This window comes from Brevibacterium sp. LAARM2_SD2, assembly GCF_057364785.1.
The window spans coordinates 1-239 of record NZ_JBNFOM010000063.1; the positions used below are offsets into that span (position 1 = coordinate 1).

The 239-nt window shown below is 57.3% G+C and carries 1 rRNA gene; it reads left to right on the forward strand.

The features are described 5' to 3' along the window. Window positions 1-239, forward strand: a 23S ribosomal RNA gene (locus tag AC2W7K_RS18075); the annotation flags it as partial.

The window sequence follows — 239 nt, forward strand, 5'->3', positions numbered from 1 at the left end:
CAGCGTGAGGTGTGACGCAGAAAGGTAGCCAGGCCACGCGATGGTTGTCGTGGTCTAAGGTCGTAGCACGTGGGGGTAGGCAAATCCGTCCCCACAGGAGTGTGAGAGCTGATGGGCGCCCACAATGGGTGGGGTGATCTGGTGATCCTCTGCTGCCGAGAAAAGCATCGACGTGAGGGTGTGTGTTGCCCGTACCCTATAACCGACACAGGTGGTCAGGTAGAGAATACTAAGGTGAT